14 protein-coding genes are annotated in these 17878 nt (G+C 54.2%); 2 read left to right on the top strand and 12 right to left on the bottom strand.

From position 1 onward, the window contains the following. The first annotated feature begins 12 nt into the window (after window positions 1–12). A complete protein-coding gene (locus RG807_RS01870; protein ID WP_309043328.1) occupies window positions 13–1050 on the top strand; it encodes an ExeA family protein in 1038 nt (345 codons plus the stop codon). 16 nt (window positions 1051–1066) lie between these two features. On the opposite strand, the gene prpD is transcribed toward RG807_RS01870, so the two are convergent. From prpD to RG807_RS01815, 11 genes are all read right to left on the bottom strand, one after another. Further along, window positions 1067–2551 carry a 2-methylcitrate dehydratase gene (prpD, locus tag RG807_RS01865; protein WP_309043327.1) on the bottom strand — a complete coding sequence of 495 codons (1485 nt, stop codon included), beginning with the start codon at window positions 2549–2551 and terminating at the stop codon, window positions 1067–1069. Window positions 2552–2649: 98 nt separating this feature from the next. Further along, window positions 2650–3828 carry a 2-methylaconitate cis-trans isomerase PrpF gene (prpF, locus tag RG807_RS01860; protein ID WP_309043326.1) on the bottom strand — a complete coding sequence of 393 codons (1179 nt, stop codon included), beginning with the start codon at window positions 3826–3828 and terminating at the stop codon, window positions 2650–2652. A 17-nt stretch (window positions 3829–3845) separates the two neighbouring features. Next, entirely contained in the window at window positions 3846–6458 is a 2613-nt protein-coding gene (acnD, locus tag RG807_RS01855) for a Fe/S-dependent 2-methylisocitrate dehydratase AcnD (protein WP_309043325.1), read from the bottom strand. Between the two features lie 24 nt (window positions 6459–6482). Beyond that, window positions 6483–7613, bottom strand: coding sequence for a bifunctional 2-methylcitrate synthase/citrate synthase (gene prpC / locus RG807_RS01850; protein ID WP_309043324.1), 1131 nt, complete (start codon window positions 7611–7613; stop codon window positions 6483–6485). 17 nt (window positions 7614–7630) lie between these two features. Continuing rightward, window positions 7631–8518, bottom strand: coding sequence for a methylisocitrate lyase (gene prpB, locus RG807_RS01845; RefSeq protein ID WP_309043323.1), 888 nt, complete (start codon window positions 8516–8518; stop codon window positions 7631–7633). 32 nt (window positions 8519–8550) lie between these two features. After that, entirely contained in the window at window positions 8551–9231 is a 681-nt protein-coding gene (locus RG807_RS01840) for a GntR family transcriptional regulator (protein ID WP_309043322.1), read from the bottom strand. A gap of 122 nt (window positions 9232–9353) precedes the next feature. Continuing rightward, window positions 9354–10940 (bottom strand): OpgD/OpgG family glucan biosynthesis protein, encoded by a 1587-nt coding sequence (locus RG807_RS01835; protein ID WP_309043321.1) that lies wholly within the window; start codon window positions 10938–10940, stop codon window positions 9354–9356. A gap of 55 nt (window positions 10941–10995) precedes the next feature. Beyond that, window positions 10996–13101, bottom strand: coding sequence for a glucans biosynthesis glucosyltransferase MdoH (gene mdoH, locus RG807_RS01830; RefSeq protein WP_309043320.1), 2106 nt, complete (start codon window positions 13099–13101; stop codon window positions 10996–10998). Further along, entirely contained in the window at window positions 13094–13408 is a 315-nt protein-coding gene (locus RG807_RS01825; protein ID WP_309043319.1) for a hypothetical protein, read from the bottom strand. Before RG807_RS01825 ends, mdoH begins: the two co-directional genes overlap by 8 nt. A 48-nt stretch (window positions 13409–13456) precedes the next feature. Next, a complete protein-coding gene (locus RG807_RS01820) occupies window positions 13457–15010 on the bottom strand; it encodes a glucan biosynthesis protein G (protein WP_309043318.1) in 1554 nt (517 codons plus the stop codon). A gap of 81 nt (window positions 15011–15091) precedes the next feature. Next, a complete protein-coding gene (locus RG807_RS01815) occupies window positions 15092–16246 on the bottom strand; it encodes a ShlB/FhaC/HecB family hemolysin secretion/activation protein (RefSeq protein ID WP_309043317.1) in 1155 nt (384 codons plus the stop codon). 317 nt (window positions 16247–16563) lie between these two features. Between RG807_RS01815 and galU the strand changes: the two genes are divergently transcribed. Next, window positions 16564–17400 carry a UTP--glucose-1-phosphate uridylyltransferase GalU gene (galU, locus tag RG807_RS01810; RefSeq protein WP_309043316.1) on the top strand — a complete coding sequence of 279 codons (837 nt, stop codon included), beginning with the start codon at window positions 16564–16566 and terminating at the stop codon, window positions 17398–17400. A 34-nt stretch (window positions 17401–17434) separates the two neighbouring features. On the opposite strand, the gene RG807_RS01805 is transcribed toward galU, so the two are convergent. Next, complete coding sequence (locus RG807_RS01805; RefSeq protein ID WP_309043315.1) at window positions 17435–17851, bottom strand: helix-turn-helix transcriptional regulator; 417 nt, start codon at window positions 17849–17851, stop codon at window positions 17435–17437. Between the last annotated feature and the right edge of the window lie 27 nt (window positions 17852–17878).

Here is a 17878-nt window from a genome sequence, read left to right as displayed (position 1 = left end):
CAGGAATTGACTATGTATCTGGAATTTTTCGGTCTCCATAGACATCCCTTCCGTATTACGCCGGAAGACGATTTCATTTACATGAGCCAGCAACATTCACGGGCTTATGTATACATGTCTTCAGCGATCTGGAGTTCTGAGGGCTTTGTGGTTATCAGCGGTGAGATTGGGTCTGGCAAGACAACCCTGTTGAAAAAGACCATCCGCAACCTTGAAGGTAATCTGAAGCTGCTCAACATCTCTTACACCAACCTTGAATCCAAGGATCTGTTTGGCCTCATTCTTCGCAAGGCGGGGATGAAGGTGGAGGACGAGAGCAAAGTAGCCATGCTTTTCCAGATCTCGGACTACCTTGAGCAAATGGCCAAAGCGGGTACCCCGGTGGTATTGACCATTGATGAAGCCCAGAACCTCACCCGGGAAAACCTTGAAGATATTCGTATGCTGGCCGGTATGGAAAGCATGGGCGGGCCCTCAATGCGGGTTATTCTCCTGGGCCAGCCAGAACTCAAACAGGCCGTACTGGATATCCCGCAGCTGGCCCAGCGGGTAAAGCTGTTCTTCCACCTGGAAGGCCTCTCTCCAAAAGAAACCGCTGAATATATTGATTACCGGCTCCTGGTTTCCGGCCACGGCGGCAACAAACTGTTTGATGGGGACACGGTTCGCGAGATTCACAAGCTGAGCAAGGGCATCCCACGTCTGATTAACAAGCTGTGTGACGGCATGATGATGTGTGCTTACTCGGAAGACCGGCCGTTTATTGATCCCCATGACTTGAAATCCATTCGTAAGGATTTGCTGGGTGATGATCTGCCGGTGAACACGCCGAAGTTGACTGGCCTGAAGAAGCGGGAGCACGCGACCCCAGAACAAACCGGGACCTCTGGCGATTTGGCGGGTGTGGGCCAGGCGCTCGTCCGCATGGCGGAAGCACTGGAGCGTATTGATAGCAGGCTAGCCAACATTTTCCCCGACGAGCAATCTGCCCGCAGGGAAAACCATGGTGTGCCGGATAATGTAAAACCCCTATCTCCGGGCAGAAAGTAGACGCTGTTCGACCCGATCAGATAACGAACATGCCCACAAACTCGTGAACCGGGATGTTTTCCAGGCTCTTCTGGTTTTTGCAGGCGCCGAAGATCTGCTCGCATCTTTGCGCCGGAAAACGGGTTGCCAGATTAGCCCGGAACTTGTCAGATAGAAGTGGAATGCTCTCCTCTCTGCGCCTGCGGTGACCGATCGGGTATTCCACAGCCACTTTCTCCGTGCTGGAGCCATCCTTGAAGAACACCTGGATGGCATTCGCTATAGAGCGCTTATCTGCCTCGAGATACTCACGGGTATAGCGCTCATCCTCAACGATTTCCATCTTGTCTCTGAGCTCATCGATGAGTGGGTTGGCTTCGTGGAAGCTGTCTTCGTAATGCTCAGCCACCAGATCACCAAAAATAAGCGGCACAGCTGCCATGTATTGCAGGCAGTGATCTCTGTCTGCAGCATTCGCCAGTTTACCGACCTTGGAAATGATGCGAATGGCAGATTCGTGTGTGGTTATTACGATTCGGTCAATCTCTTCGAGACGACCTTTAACCTGTGGATGAAGCGTTACCGCGGCTTCGGCTGCCGTCTGGGCATGGAACTCTGCGGGGAAAGATACTTTGAAAAGTATGTTTTCCATCACATAGGAACCAAACTCCTGAGGTAACGAAAACTGGCGCTTGTCTTCCGGTTTCAAAGCCTGGTCTTTGTTGGTTTTGCTAAATAGCACATCGTAAAAACCCCACTGAGGCGCGGTCAGTGCGCTTGGGATACCCATTTCCCCGCGCATGGCGATGTCTGCAAGTCGAACGGCACGGGACGTGGCATCACCGGCAGCCCAGGATTTCCTCGAACCGGCATTGGGTGCGTGGCGGTATGTTCGCAGGGCCTGACCATCAACCCAGGCATGGGAGAGCGCAGACAGCATTTGCTCACGAGTGGCGCCCATGAGCTTCGCGGTGACGGCTGTTGAAGCCACTTTCACCAATATAACGTGATCCAGACCCACGCGATTGAAGGAGTTTTCCAAAGCGAGCACGCCCTGGATTTCGTGGGCCATAACCATGGCTTCGAGAACGTCGCGCATGGTTAGCGGTGCCTTCCCTTCCGCAACGCGCTTTTGCGACAGGTGATCCGCTACAGCCAGTATGCCACCGAGGTTATCCGAAGGATGCCCCCATTCCGCCGCCAGCCAGGTGTCGTTATAGTCGAGCCAGCGCACGATACAGCCGATATCCCAGGCTGCTTTTACAGGATCGAGCCTGAATGAGGTACCGGGAACCCGGGCGCCGTGGGGAACAACCGTGCCCTCCACAATCGGCCCAAGGTGTTTGGTGCAATCCGGAAAGCGTAAAGCCAGCAGGCCACAGCCAAGGGTGTCCATAAGACAGTGGCGCGCCGTGTTCCAGGCTTCCTTGCTCGTTACTTCATAGGTGAGGACGTAATCGGCGATCTTCTGGAGGGCTTCGTCGTAATCGGGGCGTTCGTTGAGATCGAATGTGGCTGACATAGCACCGGCTCCTTCGATTTGAGTGTCTGCTTACTACAGCCTAGCAAACTTAGCGCTCAATGACCGAAAGGAGCCGGTTACCCGTTTTTCACTTACTGTTAGAAGCTATCTCCGGGCACCCTCACCCATCCTTCCATCAGGATGCGGGCACTTCGGCTCATGATGGCCTTGGTGGCTGTCCACTGGCCGTCTATTTCTTTGGCTTCTGCGCCAACTTGCAGGGTGCCTGAGGGATGACCAAAGGTGACTGAGGTGCGATCACCGCCGCCTGCGGCCAGGTTCACCAGTGTTCCGGGAATGGCCGCTGCGGTTGCGATAGCCACCGCGGCTGTGCCCATCATGGCGTGGTGTAGCTTGCCCATGGAGAGCGCGCGCACTAGTACGTCGATATCACCTGTAGCAATCTTCTTGCCACTGGACGACGTGTACTCCGCAGGCGGCGCTACGAAAGCCACTTTTGGCGTGTGCTGTCGGGCGGCAGCTTCTTCGATATTCTGAATCAGCCCCATCTTCACAGCGCCATGGGCACGAATGCTTTCAAACATCGCCAGGGCTTTGGGATCGCTGTTGATGTCGTCCTGCAGTTCCGTGCCGTTGTAGCCGACAGCGTCGGCGTTGATAAACACCGTGGGGATACCGGCATTGATCATGGTGGCTTGCAAGGTGCCAACACCGGGAACCTCCAGTTCGTCCACCAGGTTTCCGGTGGGGAACATGGAGCCTTCGCCATCGGCTGGATCCATGAATTCCACCTGCACTTCGGCTGCGGGAAAGGTTACTCCATCCAGCTCGAAATCACCGGTTTCCTGCACTTCACCGTTGGTGATGGGCACGTTGGCAATGATGGTCTTGCGGATATTGGCCTGCCACATGCGCACCACCGCCGTGCCATTTTCCGGAATGCGGTCTTTTGCGACAAAACCACTGTTAATCGCAAAAGCGCCGACAGCAGCAGTCAGGTTGCCGCAATTGCCGCTCCAATCCACAAAGGGCTTGTCGATGCTTACCTGGCCGAACAGGTAATCCACATCGTGGTCTGGCTGAGTGCTTTTACTCAGGATCACGGTTTTACTGGTGCTGGATGTGGCGCCGCCCATACCATCGGTTTGCTTCTGGTAGGGGTCTGGACTGCCGATTACACGAAGCAACAGGTTATCCCGCGCCGGGCCCGGTGTACGGGCCCTCTCGGGGAGATCGTCCAAACGGAAAAACACACCTTTACTGGTGCCGCCACGGATGTACGTGGCGGGGACTTTGATTTGCGGTGCGTGACTCATTTCATTGTCCTCATTGTTCAAACCGCACCTTCAGACTGCAAAAAGTCCTCAGCAAACCGCTGTAACACGCCACCTGCAGAATAGATGTGCAACTCCTCTGCGGTATCCAATCTGCAAAGAACGGGCACCTTCTCAGAGCTACCATCTTTGCGGGTGATAATCAGCGTTAGCTTGCCGCCAGGTGCTGGCTTGCCTTCCACATCAAAGGTTTCAGTGCCGTCAATTTTCAGCGTTTTGCGCGTAGTGCCTTCCTCGAACTGCAGGGGCATCACGCCCATACCCACCAGGTTGGTACGGTGAATACGCTCAAAGCCTTCAGCTGCGATAGCTTCAACACCCGCCAGCGCAACGCCTTTCGCGGCCCAGTCACGGGAGGAGCCCTGACCATAGTCGGCACCGGCAATGATGATCAGCGGCTGCTTGCGCTCCATGTAGGTTTCAATGGCTTCCCACATGCGGGTGACTTTACCTTCCGGTTCGATCCGAGCCAGAGAGCCCTGCTTCACCTTGCCGTTTTCGTCCAACACCATTTCGTTGAACAGTTTCGGGTTGGCAAAGGTAGCGCGCTGAGCTGTCAGGTGATCGCCACGGTGGGTTGCATAGGAGTTGAAGTCCACTTCCGGCACACCCATTTTGTGCAGGTATTCACCGGCTGCGCTGTCCATCATGATCGCGTTTGAAGGCGACAGGTGATCCGTTGTGATGTTGTCTGGCAGAACCGCCAGCGGGCGCATACCTTTCAGCTGCTTCTCACCAACCATGCCACCTTCCCAATATGGCGGGCGACGAATATAGGTACTCATCGGGCGCCAATCGTACAGTGGACTAATGTTGGCGTGGGCTTCCTGGGTTACATCGAACATCGGAATGTAGGTGCTGCGGAACTGCTCGGGCTTCACCGATTCTTTTACGATGGCGTCGATTTCTGCATCATCCGGCCAGATGTCTTTCAGGGTGACAGCATTGCCGTCCTTATCGTAGCCAAGCACATCTTTCTCGATGTCGAATCGGATGGTTCCGGCGATGGCGTAAGCAACCACCAAAGGTGGTGAAGCCAGGAATGCCTGCTTGGCGTAGGGGTGAATCCGGCCATCGAAGTTACGGTTACCGGAGAGCACTGCCGTCGCGTACAAATCGCGATCAACCACTTCTTTCTGGATAACCGGATCCAGCGCGCCGCTCATGCCGTTACAGGTGGTGCATGCGAAGCCCACCACGCCGAAGCCGAGATCTTCCAGCTCAGGTAACAACCCGGCATCGTTGAGGTACATTTCAACGGTTTTAGAACCCGGTGCCAGAGAGGACTTCACCCAAGGCTTGCGGGTAAGGCCTAATTTATTGGCATTACGGGCAATCAGGCCGGCAGCAACCATGTTGCGAGGGTTACTGGTGTTTGTGCAGCTGGTGATAGCAGCGATGATTACAGCGCCATCCGGCATTTTGCCTTCTTCCTGCTCCCACTCACTGGCAATGCCACGTGCCGCAAGCTCAGAGGTTGGAAGGTGCGCGTGAGGGTTGGAGGGGCCTGCCAGTGTGCGCACAACGGTAGAAAGATCGAATTTCAGAACCCGCTCGTACTCGGCTGTCTTCAGGGCATCTGCCCAGAGGCCTGTGTGCTTGGCGAACTTCTCTACCAAAGCGACCTGCTCGTCTTCACGGCCGGTCAGTTTCAGATAGTCTATGGTCTGGCCATCAATATAGAACATGGCGGCAGTAGCGCCGTATTCCGGTGTCATGTTGGAGATGGTGGCACGGTCACCGATGGTGAGGCTGTCTGCGCCTTCGCCGTAGAATTCGAGATAAGCACCTACTACGCGCTCTGTACGCAGGAATTCAGTCAGGGCCAGAACCATATCGGTACTGGTAATGCCTGGCTGCAGTTTGCCGGTGAGCTCAACACCCACAATATCCGGTAGGCGCATCATGGAGGCACGGCCCAGCATCACGCTCTCGGCTTCCAGACCACCAACACCTACGGATATAACACCCAGGGCATCCACCATTGGCGTGTGGCTGTCTGTACCTACACAGGTGTCTGGAAAAGCTACCTTCTTGCCTTCGCCATCTGCGCGGGCCTGAACTACCGGAGACATTTTCTCCAGGTTGATCTGGTGCATGATTCCGTTACCCGGCGGGATAACATCCACATTCTTGAACGCTTTTTTGGTCCAGTTGATGAAATGAAAGCGGTCGTCGTTGCGGCGGTCTTCGATTTCACGGTTCTTCTCGAACGCGTCTTCCTCGAAACCGGCGTGCTCAACAGCCAGAGAGTGATCCACAATCAACTGGGTTGGCACAACAGGATTCACTTTAGCGGGATCACCACCCTTCTCTGCAATGGCGTCGCGCAGGCCTGCGAGATCCACCAGAGCTGTCTGGCCCAGGATGTCGTGGCAAACCACGCGAGCCGGGTACCAGGGGAAGTCGAGATCACGTTTGCGCTCGATGAACTGCTTAAGGGAATCAGTCAGCGCATCGGGATCGCAGCGACGCACCAGCTGTTCCGCCAGAATTCTGGAGGTGTACGGGAGCTTGTCGTACGCGCCGGCTTGAATGTCTTCAACGGCCTGGCGGGTATCGAAATAATCCAGGTCGGTACCTGGTAGGGGTTTACGGTAGTTGGTGTTCATTAAGAGTACTCTTGTGTTCAGTGTTTAAGCCCGCTTCTCAATCGGCACCCACTCAGCATGCTCCGGCCCGGTGTAATCCGCACTTGGGCGAATGATCCGGTTATTTTCACGCTGCTCTTTCACGTGTGCCGTCCAACCGGATACGCGGGACATAACAAAAATCGGCGTGAACAGCTCTGTAGGAATGCCCATGAAGTGGTACGTCGATGCATGGAAGAAGTCGGCGTTACAGAACAGCTTCTTCTCGCGCCACATAACTTCTTCACAACGCACGGATACCGGGTACAGAACCGTATCCCCTACTTCTTTGGCCAGCTTTTCAGACCACTTCTTGATGATCACGTTGCGGGGGTCAGACACGCTGTAGATCGCGTGGCCAAAGCCCATGATCTTTTCCTTGCGGGCCAACATGCCCATCAGGCCTTCTTCCGCTTCCTCTGGTGTCTGGAATCTCTGAATCAGTTCCATCGCCGCTTCGTTGGCGCCGCCGTGCAGTGGGCCACGCAGGGTACCGATGGCGCCGGTTACACAGCTGTGGATGTCAGACAAGGTAGAAGCACACACGCGAGCCGTGAAGGTGGAGGCGTTAAATTCGTGCTCGGCGTACAGAATCAGGGAGACGTTCATCACGCGCTCGTGCAGCTCGCTGGGCTTTTTGCCGTGGAGCAGTTCGAGGAAATGGCCGCCGATGGAATCCACATCACTGTCGGTCTCGATGCGCACGCCTTCATGGGCGAAGCGGTACCAGTAGGTGATAATGCCAGGGAACAGAGCCAGCATGCGGTCGATTTTGTCGTCCTGCTCGCTGAAGTCCTTCTCGGTTTCCAGGTTGCCCAGCATGGAGGCGCCGGTGCGCATGACGTCCATGGGGTGAGCGTCTTTCGGGATCTGCTCAAGAACGGTCTTCAGTGCTGCAGGCAGTCCACGCAGGCTTTGGAGCTTCTTTTTGTACGCATCCAGTTCCTGCTGGTTCGGCAGCTTGCCGCGCAGCAGCAGGTACGCCACTTCTTCAAACTGGGCATTGTCTGCCAGATCGCTTACGTCATAACCACGATAGGTCAGGCCGGTTCCGGTTTTACCAACGGTGCACAATGCTGTTTCACCAGCTACCTGTCCGCGAAGGCCTGCGCCACCGAGTTTCTTTGCTTCTGCCATGGATGTCTCTCCTCTAATTATTTTGACTGCTGGAACAGTTGGTCAAGCTTCTGTTCAAAGTCGTGATAGTTCAGGTAATCGTAGAGTTCCATACGGGTCTGCATCAGATCAACTACGTCTTTCTGATCGCCCTTCTCAAGAATGTTCTGGTACACGGTAACGGCCGCTTTGTTCATGGCGCGGAAGGCACTCAGCGGGTACAGAACCATGCTCGCACCTGCTTCACCCAGCTCTTTGCGATTATAAAGCGGTGTAGCGCCAAATTCGGTAATGTTGGCCAGCAAAGGTACGTCGCCCAGTGCTTCCGAGAAGGCTTTGTAGTGTTCCAGCTCGGTAACGGCTTCTGCAAAAATACCATCAGCACCGGCTTCAATGCAGGCCTTGGCGCGATCGATGGCTGCTTCCAGGCCTTCTTTCTGGAAGGCATCGGTGCGGGCCATGATGAAGAAATCTTTGTCTACACGGGCATCGGCTGCCGCTTTGATTCGATCAACCATTTCTTCTTTGGAGACAATTTCCTTGTTCGGGCGGTGTCCGCAGCGCTTCTGGGCTACCTGGTCTTCAATATGAACAGCGGCGGCTCCTGCGCGTTCCATCTGCTGGATAGTGCGGGCAATGTTGAACGCCCCACCCCAACCCGTATCGATATCTACCAACAACGGCAGTTCGGTTGCTGCAGTGATACGGCGTACATCTTCTACCACATCGTTCAGGCTGGTCATGCCCAGATCCGGCAAGCCGTAAGAGGCGTTTGCTACGCCGCCGCCAGACAGGTAAATAGCCTGATGACCTACGCGTTCGGCCATCATGGCGGCGTATGCGTTAATCGTGCCTACAATCTGCAGGGGCTTGTTGTCGTTCAGGGCTTTGCGAAAACGCGCGCCCGGGGAGAGCTTGTTGGACATGATTATTCCCTCTCTTTAAATGATTGGTACGGTCAGATCGTTAAAACGCCTTCCTGGATTTTTTTCTCGATGTTTTTTCGAGCGGCGTTGATGTGTCTTTTCATCAGAAATTCTGCGAGTTCACCATCACGCTGCGCGATGGCTTCAACAATGCGGCGGTGTTCTCCGAGGGCCCGATGGGGGCGCCCAGCGGAAGTGCTTAACCGGTAGCGGTACATTCGCACCATGTAATAAAGATCGCCCAGCAGCATCTGAGCCAGCTTGACATTCCGGCTGCCAGTGGCAATACGGTGATGGAAGTCGTAATCCCCTTCTGCCTGATAATACGCCTGCCCGTGGGCTTCATCGATCATGGTTTCGTGAGCGTCGAGCGTGGCTTGTAGATCGGCAATCTCCTGATCGGTCATGCGCTCCGCAGCCTGACGTGCGGCGAGACCTTCCATGATTTCCCGTATGCGGTACAACTCCACCAGTTCCGTCGTGCTTAACGAGACCACACGCACACCCGCATGGGGGCGTCGAACTAGCAGCCCGCGGGACTCCAGCCGGCCCAGGGCCTCCCGGAGCGGGCCACGGGTCAGATCGAAGCGGGAGCAAAGATCCAGTTCGCCGATTTTGTCACCCGGTGCAAGATCTCCTTTTACGATTGCTGTTTGCAGACAATCAAAGGCTTCATCGGCTCGCGTATAGGTTTGAGGTGTAGTGTCCAGCATAGTTTGTCGACAATATGGGCTTGATAGTGTCGAAATCTACGCCGACCACGAAAGATTGTCAACAATCCAAGACATCTATTGTAAACAATCCGCCGTAATGTGGACTTGTGATTTCCGAGCTATCAGTACAGCTTTCGCTCTGAAGGCGGTGGCGGCGTGTATTGGTAGACCCAGGTTTCCGTGAGCGGCTCATCGCCCAAGCGTAGATACATTCGTATATTAACGGGCTCTTCCGACTCGCCCGGAACCAGATCGAACATGGCCCGATACCCGTCGATTGCAGACAATGGCCGCGCCGAGGTAATTTCAACCTCGCCCCGACTTACCGTGATAACCGGCTCTACCTCTGAGTTATCCGCCAGCATACTCAGCACGCCGCCAGCAAAATCCACCGCAAAGCGCCAGGAAAAATACTCACGCTTCTGGCCAATCACACCGCCAAGGCCCGTGCGGGTTGCCTGCACCGTTGCAAGTTCATTCGGGGTAACAGGAGCCTGCTCACCCCAATGCAAGCGATAGGCGTACAAGTACTCCTGATTCGGTCTTAGTGGCTTATCCGGGTGCCAAAACGCCACGATGTTATCGAAGGTTTCATCTACCGTAGGGATTTCCACCAAGTCGATACTTCCCTCGCCCCACTGACCTTTCGGCTGCACCCATACACTGGGGCGGCGCTCGTAGAACACGCCATCATCCTGATAGTGATCAAAGTTCCGATCCCGCTGCAACAAGCCAAAACCCTGGGGATTGTTATCGCTGAAGCTGTTGAAGCGCAGATGGGCGGGGTTTTCGAGGGGCCGCCAGAGCCATTCGCCACTCCCCGAAAGCATGGCCAAGCCATCTGAATCGTGAATCTCCGGGCGCCAGTCGTAATCCATGCGCCTGTTGTTTTCACCCACCTGATACATGCTGGTCAGTGGCGCAATGCCGGCTCTTTTCATTTCGGTACGAGGGTAAAGGGCAATGTCTACATCCATCACCATGTTCCGACCGGGGTCGAGAACAAAGGCGTATGCCCCCGTGATGCTGGGCGAATCCAGTAGCCCCCACACTCGTAGTACATGGCTGCCTGGCTGTGGCTTTTCCAACCAGTAGGCACTGAACCGGGGAAACTCTTCTTCACCGTTCATAGCGGTATCAATGGCCAACCCACGGGCAGACATGCCGTACTGCATCTCGGAACCCACTGCACGAAAGTAACTGGCGCCAAGAAAAGCGGCAAGATCTCGGGAAAAGTCGGTTTGATAATGGAGGCGAAAACCTGCATAACCCAGATTACTCGGGAGGTCGCCAAGGGGCTCTTTGCCTTCGTAGGCAAAATATTCCGGGTTGTATTGCAGTAGCCTGGCCTTTTCGTTGATTACTTCATGGATTTTCACAGGGGATTGAAAATACAGCCCCAAATGGAAGAGTTGCGCTTGAAACGCAGAGTCACTGTCAGCCCAAAGGGCATGATCTTTACGAAACCGGATGGCTTGATAATCGTCCCAGGATATCTGCTTAAGGCTCTGGGGCAGTTCGCCTTCATGAGAGACATAGGGCTGGCTGGCAAGCTCACGGGCGTGGCCTTTCAACCATGCATAGCTGAATGGTTTGTCACTGCTACCGCCTTCCAGCTTTTGCTCCCGCGCAAATACCAAAGGGGTCAGCGGCAGCGCACTGGCGCCAAGCCCTGCTATCAGGGTTTTCATTAGCGTGCGTCGATCCATAGCGTTTCTCCTTCTGTAACTGCGAGTGGGCGCGGGCAACCAGCACTGGCCGAAGTTACGGGCCTTTCGCTTGAGCGCTCAGCCGAGCGATAGAGTGCCCCCAAAAACTCCCGGGCAATGCTCGCCAGGCACCATCATGGAGAACCTTTAAAGACTCTCGATCTCGAACAATCTGACTCATTTCGGAACGTGACAGCGCATCAGGGCCCAGTTCAAGGCACCGTGCGACACAGGATTCCAGCTCCGCCTTACGGGAACCTCGCCGGTGATTCCATGCCAGCGCCTGATGCAAACGGTTGTGATCAAGCCTCAGTACAGCTTGCTCCAGAGGTGTGAGGGGGGAATTTTCTGGCTCTTGCGCCCGATACCAAACGGCGTCTTCAAGCAACGCCATGGCAGTGTTTTCTTCCGGTATAAGCAGTAATCGGCGTTTCTTCAAAGCCTGCCCTAATGAGTTCCGGCTAAGGAACACGGCGGTAGGTGCTGCAAGAATCAAGGGCAAGGCCACAGGCAAAGACCACAGGAAAAACATAGTGTCCAAGCTCCAAGCGAAGGCGGACCAACCAGCGCCCAGCACCATGCCCGGGAGCTGGGTAATCAACGCCTCTTTCCAGGTGGTTTCCTCGGTGCGGTTCTGCCCCGCCCACTGCAAGGACACATTCAATAAGGCTGAAACCACATAACGGCTGTGGGCCCACATTCGCAGCGGCGCCAACAGCACCGAAATAACGATTTCCAACATCACGCTGCAGAACAGGCGCCACAACCCGCCAAAATCCTTGGTAAACCGATGCACTACGGCATCAATAATGGCCAGAAATTTTGGAAAAAACAGCAGAGCCAAGGTACTCAGAGCCAATCCGAGGGCCCACTCTGGCCGCCATTCCGGCCACAACGGAAACAATCCCTGGTGCCCATCTGGAAAGTATTCGATGGGCGACAAGGTCATGTTAGCGGCAGCGATAGTGGTAAGAATCAGAAAACCAAGCCATAAAGGTGATGCCACATAGGCCATGATGCCATTGAGAAACGCCATTCGGTGGGCAAAACGTAACCCTGGCTCCCGCAGCATGACCCAAAGGTGCTGCAGATTTCCTTTGGCCCATCGGCTATCGCGGGCGAGTTCGTCTGCTAGCGTTGGAGGCGACTCTTCATAGCTGCCACTCAATCCCGGCTCCAACCAGACTTCGTAACCGGCACGCCCCATATAGGCCGCTTCAACAAAATCGTGGCTCATGATGGGGCCGCCAAAAATACCAATGCCTGGCAACTTGCGCAGGCCGCAATGCTTCATGAAGGGTTCTATGCGCAGGATGGCGTTATGACCCCAGAATGCGGCGTCTCCCATCTGGATAGCCGCCAGGCCGGTGGCAAACAGTGTGGAGTAAAAGCGGTTCGCGAATTGCTGAATGCGAGCGAACAATGACTGACCGTTTATGATATTCGGGTTGGTTTGCAGGATGCCTACGCCGGGTTCTCTCTGCATAAGCTGTACCATGCGAACGATGGTGCTGCCGGTCATCAGGCTGTCTGCATCCAGCACTACCATGTACTTGCATCGCTTACCCCAGCGACGAAGAAAATCTGCTACGTTTCCGCTTTTGTAGTTGAGATTCACGGGTCGCCGGCGATAGAAGATTCGACCCTCACCTCCCAGCTCTTTTGCAAGCTTGTTCCATGCCACCTGCTCCTCAAGCCACACGTCGGGATCACGGCTATCGGAGAGTATAAAAAACTCGAAATGTTCTATCTGGCCCGTGCGCTCAATATCCCGGTACACAGCCTTCAAACCGCTCAGGGTCCAGTGCACAGGCTCATGGTAAATCGGAAGCAACACGGCGGTTTTCGCCAGCGCTGTTTGCTCCAATTCGGCATCCGTGTGGCGCTTGAGTATGGAGTGTCTATCCCCACCCATCAGCCGGACTACAAACCCGAACACGGCCGTCCAAAAACCCACAGCGATCCATGCATAGAGAATGGCGAACAATGCCAGCATGCCGATTTCCAGTGCCGTTCCGCCATGATAGGGCAGAACCCAAAGCAGGTAGTAGCTTGCGATACCTGTTTGGCCGAATACAAAGAGCATCAAAACGGCGCGGCGAAGATTGGCTACCAATCGCCATGGGTGTTTGCGGGGAGTTAGCGTTGCGGTTTCATCCACGGCTGCGATACCCGATACTGCCTCTGCACAGGGAAGGCACCGGTGTGGGGATGTTTGCGTCAGGAAGAGTAAAGTAGTCGGGCAGCCTGTCCATGGCATTTGCCAATAAACAATGGCCGTCGAGAGTTCGGGAATCCGGGGATGACTCGATTTTAACCGCTTGATTAGCACCCGAACCAACTTCGGCTACAGCGTCGTCAATGAGCTGAAGTAGCTGGCGGCATCGCTCGCTGGTCATTTCAACACCGGCCTCGCACAGATAGTTATACACACGGCTGAATACATGCTGGAAGGAAATATCCTCCATGTTTGTCTCCTTGCCTGTTAATGGCTGTCTGTTCTGCCTATCCGATAGCTATTGCGCGTTGCTCCGAAGATCTGTTTTAGGGCCCAGTAAGTATGTCCATGTTTCGGTAATGGCATTGCCATCCTTAGTCAGGCCCCCTCTCAGCGTGAGAGGTTTTCCTGCGGTTGGTTTTGCAAGAACCGACAGGCGCCATGAATCTGTTGCTTCCACATATTCAACAAAATGCTCCAGAACTTCCACACCTTCCCCACCACTAACCTGGCTGACAACGGCAGCTCCCGGTCGCAATTCGGCAAGGTCACCACCCTCGAAATCAACAATCAGGCGTAAGGCCTCTCCAGATTCCCCATCCGTATTGCCTGTACCAACAAATGTGCGCACAGCGCGCGCATTTGGCTGCCCGGTGATGCCTGGATCGCCAAAGGTTACGGAATATTGCAGGCGCCGACTTTCACCCGCTTTCACCTTCTCGGCAGGCTTGAAGAAAGCGACAATATTATCGTTAGACTCTGCTCCAGAAGGAATTTCGACAAGTACAACCTCGCCCTTCCCCCAACTCTCCCTGTTCTCAACGCCAGGCTTTATCCACATGCTTGGCCTGCGATCGTAACGGGCTTCGTTGTCCTGAAAATCGTCGAACTCACGGTCACGCTGGATCAAGCCAAAGCCGTTAACCTTTTCTACATGGTGATAGCTCAATTGCAGATCTGCCGGGTTTACTAACGGGCGCCAGAGCCACTCGCCGGTTTCGCCATCATTGATCAGCAAACCATCCGAATCATGAACCTGTGGGCGCCACTCTCCCCTCGGACGCAACGTATTGTCTCCATAGAAAAACATAGATGTGAGAGGTGCCTGACCCAGCTGGTCAATATCATTCCGGAAAAACAATTGTGCGGTAACGTCCATCCGGGTGCTCTGCCCTGGATGAATTTCAAAACGGTATGCACCGGTGAGGCTGGCACCGTCAAGCAGGCCATACACCACCATTACATCGCTATCTGCCTTGGGGCGCTCCATCCAGAATTCAGTGAACGCAGGGAATTGCTCGCCGGATGGCAGGCCAGTGTCAATGGCGACTCCACGCCCTGAAAGTCCGAAATTCTGATTTGCCCCCACGCCACGGAAATAACTCGCGCCACCAAACACCAGAAACTGGTTTTGTGTGCCCTTCTCCGACAAAGGATAGGTCAACTTGAACCCGGCGTAACCAAGATCGGCGGGAATGCGTTTCGCCATTTCAGCGTTGGGATAATCAAACCGGGTTTTATCAAACCCAACGGGTTGCACGCCCTCACTATCGATAACGTTCAGTTTGACCGCATGGGAATAGAAGCTGCCTTGAGGGATCATCATCACCTGAAAGCGCGACTTGCCTGAACGCCAAAGGCTTTGGTCAGGCTTGAACCGAATAGACTGGTAGTCTGAATAGCTAAGATTTACGAGGAAGTCTGGTGCTTGAGCTGGTTGCTCATATTTTTCGCGGGCCAAGGCTTGCGCTTTATCTGCGACATCTTTGAAACCGAACGCCTGAGCGTTGCCAGATAGCACCATGAAAATCGCAAGTGCAGATAGAAACCCGGTTCGCCGTGATCCAATCATACCAGAACTCCTTGTAAGCCAGCTTATTAATGTAGCATCAGCTACACGGAAGGCTTCAAGTGACATCTTGGTAAGGGGTAATTAAATACCGACTGAAATGGAAAACGAGAGATCCGGGCTCGTAGGCATAAGGAGAGCAGTATTGGAGGCATTGAGCATCTGCCCAACACTCAAGTCTGCACGGAAATCTCTGGAATAAAGCTGGAGCGAGATTTCGCCCGTGCTGGTGCTGCCAAACCGGTCTGATTGCGCCTCTGAATAGGGCGCCCAACCTTGTAACAGGGAAAACGTAATGGAGGAGTTAAGTTCGGATGCAAACGGCCAGTGGTAGCCAGGACTGCGCGCATTCATCCGCAGCAAACCTCCTTCAATAACCCGCACGCTCTGGCCGTTAAACCCCCTCATGAGGCTGGGCCCTGCCACGACCATGTACTCGGAGGACGGCAAATCTCCAGGTGCGAACTGATATCGCCCGTTAAGTCCCAGGTTCCAGCTCAACACTTCCCTGCTGAGCGATGCCGCCACCGCTAATTTGTGAAAGCCATCGGAATCGCTACTGTAACCCGACGCCCCTATCGTCTCTTCTGAATCCAGCCCTCCAATGGCGGTTAACGATGTTGTTGCATAAAACCCGCCAATCAACTCTCGAGAGGCGCTGCCTTGAAGCCCAACACTGGAAAGACTGTGAGCGGCGTCCTCAATCCAAACTTCGTCTTCAAAGGCACTGCGTTTGCTACTGGAGTGGGAAAACAAGCTGCCGACCTCAATCCCTTGCCAGGACCAGAGGCCTCGTTTACCGGTCACCCTGAGATTACGCTGCGCTCCATAGGAATCGTACCGATGCCCCGAACCATTTACTGCGCCCGCGTAGTCTCGGTTTTCAAGGTCAATCCGAAAATCACTGCCCGCTAATGGAAACGAATAGCGCAGCGCCAGTGTCGTAGATTCTGCGCTTCCTTCCCTTGCCACTGAATCACTAAAATTGAGACCAAGCACGTGCTGGGACCAGATCAGGCTGTTGCTGGTCAGGTTCAGGCGACCATCGGATCTGTCGTTGCTTTGGTTCGAGTCGCCAGAAAACTCAACATGCGAGGCAACGTACTGGGTAACAGATTGCAGAAGGTCGGCGGGGTACAGATCCCACAAGGGGGATTCAGCCTGGGGTTTCACGCTGGCAGCTGAAGCCTGGCCGGCAGCAAGGCCAAAAATCAGGGTTGTCAGCAGAATGGGTCTCACGAAAAGCCTCAGTACAATGAAAAATGAGAATGACGATCCTTCTAAGATCCGGCGAGTTACTTTAAAAAAAAGGGACAGGATAATCCAGCGGCGCTTTCCAAAAATTACAATTTTAATGATCGCAAAAACAGTAGGTTATAGCGACATTTAAAAGCATTGCGTTAGATATCAGCACCATGCTCATCGAAAATCCCGGTCTTACCCGCCGATTACAAAATGTAATGAATCCCGCCTGCGCTCTCCACTAATGCAAATAACTTGGTAAACTCACCAAAATTTATGGATATGCTGCAAATCCCGACCAAAGGATGAATCAAATGATCAAAAAGTGCCTCTTCCCCGTAGCCGGTTACGGTACCCGCTTTCTGCCGGCCACTAAGGCTATGCCAAAAGAAATTCTGCCAATTGTTAACAAGCCTTTGGTGCAGTATGGGGTTGAAGAAGCCTCAGAAGCCGGCATTCATGAGTTCGGTTTTGTGACCGGCCGCGGCAAGCGCGCGATTGAGGACCATTTCGACATCAGCTATGAGTTGGAACACCAGATTGCTGGCTCAGGAAAAGAAGATCTGCTGTCATCCATTCGCGAGTTGATCGACAACAATACCTTCGCATTTACCCGTCAGATTGAGATGAAAGGGCTGGGGCACGCAATCCTGAGTGGTCGAAATCTGATCGGTGACAATCCATTTGCGGTGGTACTGGCAGATGACTTTTGTGTGGGCCCGGATGAAGGCGAAGATGGCGTACTGGCGCAGATGGTTAAACTCTATAACCAGTTCCGCTGCTCCATTGTCGCCATTGAGGAAGTACCGGAAGATGAAACTCACAAGTACGGTGTTATTGCTGGCGAGTCCATGAAAGACGGCCTGTATCGCGTGACAGACATGGTTGAAAAGCCGGCTCCGGAAGATGCCCCAAGCAATTTGGCGATCATTGGCCGCTACATCCTCACTCCAGACATCTTCGATATTCTTGAGCGTACACCCGCAGGTAAAAACGGAGAGATCCAGATAACCGATGCTCTGCTTGAGCAAGCGAAGAATGGCTGCGTGCTGGCCTACAAATTCAAAGGCAAGCGCTTTGATTGCGGAAGCATTGACGGGTTTGTAGAAGCGACAAACTACGTTTACGAGAACATCTACAAAAAGCAGTAATGGGGATCGGAACCCACACGTTATTCCAGGGCGCTCAGGCGCCCAGAATCTGCAATATCATGCGCCGGTTCTCTGCACTTGTTTTGCGGAAGCGGCGCAGCAGTTCACCCTCTTCCTCAGATATCTGAACCCGGTCTAATTCCCGCTCCAGTTCTTTCAATGCTGTTGAGAGATCATCGCTGTGGCTGAAAGCCAACCCCGGCAATTCAAGCTGCCCGCCTCCGCCCGGCTCAGTGAGATCCAGCATGTTCTCCAGGGGCGTTTCGGTTTTTATACAGAAATCCAGTAACGCTGATACGTCGGGGTAGGTGCGTTGCCTTGCGTCTGACGCCTCCCAACTTAAAACTTGCGCTTCTTCAACGCCGCAGATCTCGGCCACATCCCGGGAAGACAAACGCTCTGCCTCACGCAACTGACGCAACCGACTGTTGAATGTCTGCAGGTAACGCATGGTATTCGCCTCTGCACGTTTGTTCGG

It is taken from the genome of Marinobacter sediminicola (genome assembly GCF_031157525.1).
Classification (GTDB): domain Bacteria; phylum Pseudomonadota; class Gammaproteobacteria; order Pseudomonadales; family Oleiphilaceae; genus Marinobacter; species Marinobacter sediminicola.
Note: the sequence above shows the minus strand (reverse complement) of the source record. Positions and strands in the feature narration are given on the sequence as shown.